Below are 5,017 nucleotides of genomic sequence, written 5' to 3' on the forward strand. Positions count from 1 at the left end.
CGGACTGGATGAAGCGCCAGGCCGAGCTGGTGCACCAGCGCGCGATCCAGGCCGACATCGTCATCACCACCGCGCTGATCCCGGGCCGCAAGGCGCCGGTGCTGCTGCAGGAAGCGACCGTGCAGCAGATGAAGCCGGGCTCGGTGGTGGTCGACCTGGCCGCCGCGCAGGGCGGCAACTGCCCGCTGACGGTGGCCGACGAGGTGGTCGAGCGCCATGGCGTCACCCTCATCGGCCATACCAACCTGGCCAGCATGGTGGCGGCCGACGCCTCGGCGCTCTATGCCCGCAACGTGCTGGATTTCCTCAAGCTCATCCTCGACAAGGAGGGCAAGCTTGCGATCGACACCGGCGACGACATCGTCGCTGCCTGCCTGGTGGCGGGACGCAAGGAAGCGGCGCTGGCCGGATGATTCAAGGAGAAGCAAATGGAAATGGTTAGCCACACGGTGATCAACCTGATCATCTTTGTTCTGGCGATCTACGTGGGCTACCACGTGGTCTGGACCGTCACGCCCGCACTGCATACGCCGCTGATGGCGGTGACCAATGCTATCTCGGCCATCATCATCGTCGGCGCGATGCTGGCCGCCGGCCTGACCGAAGGCAATGTCGGCCGGGCCATGGGCACGCTGGCGGTGGCGCTGGCGGCGGTCAATGTGTTCGGCGGCTTCCTGGTCACGCAGCGCATGCTGGAGATGTTCCGCAAGAAGGCACCCAAGGCGCGGCCAGAGGGCAGTGCGCAGGCTGGCGGGAAACTGGAGGTGGCGCAATGAACGGCCTGTCGATGAATCTGGTGACGCTGTCCTACCTGGGCGCGTCGGTGTGCTTTATCCAGGCGTTGAAAGGCCTGTCGCACCCGACCACGGCACGGCGCGGCAATGCGTTCGGCATGGCTGGCATGCTGGTGGCGGCGCTGACCACGGTGGCGCTGATCCTGAAGCTGAAAAACGAGTTGCTGGCGGGCGCGAGTGCGGGCGAGGCCGGCACCGGCACCGGCCTGGCATTGATCCTGGCGGCGCTGGTGGTCGGCGGCGGCATCGGCGCCTACGTGGCCAGGAAGGTGCAGATGACCAGGATGCCCGAGCTGGTGGCGGCGATGCACTCGCTGATCGGTCTAGCGGCGGTGTTCATCGCGGTGGCGGCGGTCGCGGAACCCGCGGCATTCGGCATCGCGCCAGCCGGTTCAAACGAAATTCCGCTGGGCAACCGCATCGAGCTGTTCATCGGGTGCTTCGTCGGTGCCGTCACCTTCTCCGGTTCGGTGATCGCCTTCGGCAAGCTGGCCGGGCGCTACAAGTTCCGCCTGTTCCAGGGCGCGCCGGTGGTGTTCCCCGGCCAGCACTGGCTGAACCTGCTGCTGGCGGTGGCGATGGTCGGCTTCGGCATCACCTTCTTCATGACGCAGGCCTGGCAGCCGTTCCTGATCATGCTGGCCATCGCCTTCGTGCTGGGCGTGCTGATCATCATCCCGATCGGCGGCGCCGACATGCCGGTGGTGGTGTCGATGCTGAACTCGTACTCGGGCTGGGCGGCCGCCGGCATCGGTTTCTCGCTGAACAACCCGATGCTGATCATCGCCGGCTCGCTGGTGGGGTCAACCGGTGCCATCCTCTCGTACATCATGTGCCGCGCGATGAACCGCTCGTTCTTCAACGTGATCCTGGGCGGCTTCGGCGGCGACGCGTCGGCCGGCGCGGCCGCCGGCACGCAGGCGCAGCGCAACGTGAAGTCCGGCTCGGCCGACGATGCCGCGTTCCTGATGGGCAATGCAGAGACCGTGATCATCGTCCCCGGTTACGGCCTGGCGGTGGCACGCGCGCAGCATGCGCTGAAGGAATTGACCGAACTGCTCACCGAGAAGGGCGTGACCATCAAGTACGCGATCCACCCGGTGGCGGGCCGCATGCCGGGCCACATGAACGTGCTGCTGGCCGAGGCCGAAGTGCCGTACGACCAGGTCTTCGAAATGGAAGACATCAACAGCGAGTTCGGCCAGGCCGACGTGGTGCTGGTCCTGGGCGCCAACGACGTGGTCAACCCGGCGGCCAAGACCGATCCCAAGTCGCCGATCGCCGGGATGCCGATCCTGGAGGCGTACAAGGCCAAGACCATCATCGTCAACAAGCGCTCGATGGCGGCCGGCTATGCGGGTCTGGACAACGAGCTGTTCTACATGGACAAGACCATGATGGTGTTCGGCGACGCCAAGAAGGTGGTCGAGGACATGGTCAAGGCAGCATGATCTGAAAGTGGCCACAGGGAGAACGAATCGATGCAAGCAGCCAATGCGGTACGGACCGACGCAGGATTTGACAGTGCCGCGCTGGCGGCCCTGCTGCATCGCGAAGGCCTGATCGCGCAGCCCCGGCTGACGCTGGAGCGCCTGGCGGGCGGCCAGTCCAACCCGACCTACCGGATCGCGTGCGGCGCGCGGCAGTACGTGCTGCGCACCAGGCCGCCCGGACAGCTGCTGTCCTCGGCGCATGCCATCGACCGTGAGTTCCGCGTCATGCAGGCGCTGCGCGACACCGACGTGCCGGTGCCGCGGGTCCATCTGTACAGCGAAGACATCTCTGTCCTGGGTAGCGCGTTCTATGTGATGGACTTCCTGCAGGGTCGCGTTATCTACGACCAGTCGCTGCCGGGTGTTGCGCGCGAACAGCGCGCCGCCCACTACCGCGAAATGAACCGCGTGATCGGCGCGCTGCACCGGGTGGACTACCGCGCCGCCGGCCTGCAGGATTACGGGCGCACCGGCGGCTACGTGGCGCGCCAGGTCGCACGCTGGTCCGGGCAGTGCCGCGATACCGGCATGGACGGCAACCCGGCACTGGCGGCACTGGCCGAATGGCTGCCGCACCACGTTCCCGATGCCGACCGGACTTGCCTCGTGCACGGCGACTACCGCATGGACAACCTGGTGTTCCACCCGACCGAGGCGCGCGTGCTGGGCGTGCTGGACTGGGAGCTGTCCACGCTGGGCGACCCGCTGGCGGACCTGGCCTACCACTGCATGAGCTGGCATATCCCGGCCGACCTGTGGCGCGGCATCGGCGGACTGGACCTGCAGGCGCTCGGCATTCCGGACGAGCCGGCATACCTGCGCTGGTATGGCGAGAGCAACGGCACGGACGCGCTCGAGCACTGGGACTTCTACCTGGCCTACAACTTCTTCCGGCTCGCGGCGATCATGCATGGCATCGGCCAGCGCGCCCGCCAGGGCAACGCCGCCGCGGCCGATGCCGTCGAGACGGGCAGGAAGGCCGTGCCGCTGGCCGAACTGGGCTGGCAGTTCGCATTGCGCTACGGTGCGGCGGGCCGGTAGCGGAACGAACATTGCATTGACGTACAGGCCCGGCTCAAAGTGAGGGGGCGGCAGTCACGACAGCGATCAGCAGACCAAGCACGATGCGATACCAGGCAAACACGCGCAGCGAATGTCGCGCTACCAGGCGGATCATCGCCTTGACAACAAACAGAGCCGAGATGAAGGCGGCAGTGAAGCCAGCGGCAATGGCCCAGAGATCCTCCATGCTGAGCAAGTGATAGTGCCGCATGGCGTCGTAGGAGGCGGCGCCCAGCATGGTGGGAATGGCCAGGAAAAAGGAGAACTCCGTCGCGGCTTGCCGCGACACGCCGGACAGCATTCCTCCGACGATGGTGGCTCCGGAGCGGGAGGTTCCGGGAATCATGGCCATGCACTGCGCCAGGCCGATACCGATGGCTTGCTTCCAGCCGAAATCCTCGATGGTTCGAATACGGGGGACCGCCCTGCGCCGCTCGACCCAGAGGATGATCAGGCCCCCGACGATCAATGCCGCCGCGATGACAGCGGGATCGAAAAGCCGGTGCTTGATGGGCCCGATGAACAGCGCGCCGATGACTGCTGCCGGCAGGAAGGCGACCAGTACCGCAGTGGCAAAGCGCAGCGCTTCCGGATCTCCCCGGGCGACTCCCTGGCACAGGTGCATGATCTTGGCGCGGAACAGCCAGCAGACGGCCAGGATTGCGCCCAGCTGGATCACCACGTGGAACACGCGTGTCTCATCGGACTCGAAGTCGATCCAGCCTCCGATCAGAACCAGGTGTCCTGTGCTTGATACCGGCAGGAACTCCGTCAGGCCCTCGATGATGCCGAGAAGGAATGCCTTGCCCAGGTGGATCCAGTCAATCATGTGGGCTGCTACCTCTTTGGTTGCCTTGGTATTTGGAGGGGGTGAAAGTTCCGGTACCCTTTTCAGGCAATCACGCAGTCGGTCAGACGATGGCCACGCGCCTCCAGGTAGCTCCGGAAGTTTGCGCCGGTTTCCTGGTGCTTGAGCGCAAACTCGACGGTTGCCTTCAGGTAGCCCAGCTTGCTGCCGCAGTCGTAGCGCGTGCCCTGGTAGCGATAGGCCAGCACCTGCTCCTGGCCCAGCAGCGACTGGATCGCGTCGGTCAGCTGGAACTCGCCGCCGGCGCCGGGCTTCAGTTCGCGCAGGTGCTCGAAGATGCGCGGCGTCAGGATGTAGCGGCCGACCACGCCGAGGTTGGATGGAGCCTCTTCCGGCGCGGGTTTCTCGACAATACCCGATACCTTGATCACGCCTTCGCCCCACTCGCGGCCATCGACCACGCCGTAGGAACGGCTCTGCTCCGGCGTGATTTCTTCCACGCCGAGCACCGAGCAGTTGTAGTGGTTGTAGGCGTCCACCATCTGCTTCATCACCGGCGGGTTGCCGTCGATCAGGTCATCGGCCAGCATGATCGCGAACGGCGTGTTGCCGACCAGCTTGGCCGCGCACAGCACCGCGTGGCCCAGGCCAAGCGCTTCGGACTGGCGCACGTAGAAGCACTCGACGTTGGCCGGCTTGATCGAGCGCACTACGTCCAGCAGCGCACGCTTGTTCTTGGCTTCGAGCTCGACTTCCAGTTCGAAGGCCTTGTCGAAATGGTCCTCGATGGCGCGCTTGGAGCGGCCAGTGACGAAGATCATCTCGGTGATGCCGGCGGCCATGGCTTCTTCCACGGCGTA

At 65.6% G+C, this 5,017-nt stretch carries 5 protein-coding genes and 1 pseudogene; 4 read left to right on the forward strand and 2 right to left on the reverse strand.

The window, feature by feature from the left end:
* The 4 genes and pseudogenes from K309_RS0133880 to K309_RS0133895 all read left to right on the forward strand — a co-directional run.
* A pseudogene (locus K309_RS0133880) lies at positions 1-413 on the forward strand (NAD(P)(+) transhydrogenase (Re/Si-specific) subunit alpha); the annotation flags it as partial.
* A 15-nt stretch (positions 414-428) separates the two neighbouring features.
* Entirely contained in the window at positions 429-776 is a 348-nt protein-coding gene (locus tag K309_RS0133885) for an NAD(P) transhydrogenase subunit alpha part 2 (protein WP_029050345.1), read from the forward strand.
* On the forward strand, positions 773-2,245 hold the full coding sequence (locus K309_RS0133890) for an NAD(P)(+) transhydrogenase (Re/Si-specific) subunit beta (RefSeq protein WP_029050346.1): 1,473 nt from the start codon (positions 773-775) through the stop codon (positions 2,243-2,245). The genes K309_RS0133885 and K309_RS0133890 overlap by 4 nt, the downstream gene beginning before the upstream one ends.
* A 30-nt stretch (positions 2,246-2,275) precedes the next feature.
* A complete protein-coding gene (locus K309_RS0133895) occupies positions 2,276-3,328 on the forward strand; it encodes a phosphotransferase family protein (protein WP_029050347.1) in 1,053 nt (350 codons plus the stop codon).
* Between the two features lie 34 nt (positions 3,329-3,362).
* Here K309_RS0133895 and K309_RS0133900 read toward each other — a convergent pair whose 3' ends face one another.
* Together K309_RS0133900 and K309_RS38730 are read right to left on the reverse strand one after the other, a co-directional pair.
* Entirely contained in the window at positions 3,363-4,178 is an 816-nt protein-coding gene (locus tag K309_RS0133900) for an undecaprenyl-diphosphate phosphatase (RefSeq protein WP_035878845.1), read from the reverse strand.
* A gap of 62 nt (positions 4,179-4,240) precedes the next feature.
* Positions 4,241-5,017: UTP--glucose-1-phosphate uridylyltransferase (locus K309_RS38730; protein WP_035878846.1), on the reverse strand; the 777-nt coding region annotated here is incomplete at its 5' end.

The sequence above is a fragment of the Cupriavidus phytohabitans genome, assembly GCF_000426345.1.
Lineage (GTDB): Bacteria > Pseudomonadota > Gammaproteobacteria > Burkholderiales > Burkholderiaceae > Cupriavidus.

Excerpts from the sequence above, each read along its gene's own strand:
- K309_RS0133900 (WP_035878845.1), bottom strand. The coding sequence starts at position 4,178 with ATGATTGACTGGATCCACCTGGGCAAGGCATTCCTTCTCGGCATCATC.
- K309_RS0133885 (WP_029050345.1), top strand. The coding sequence starts at position 429 with ATGGAAATGGTTAGCCACACGGTGATCAACCTGATCATCTTTGTTCTG.
- K309_RS0133895 (WP_029050347.1), top strand. The coding sequence starts at position 2,276 with ATGCAAGCAGCCAATGCGGTACGGACCGACGCAGGATTTGACAGTGCC.
- K309_RS0133890 (WP_029050346.1), top strand. The coding sequence starts at position 773 with ATGAACGGCCTGTCGATGAATCTGGTGACGCTGTCCTACCTGGGCGCG.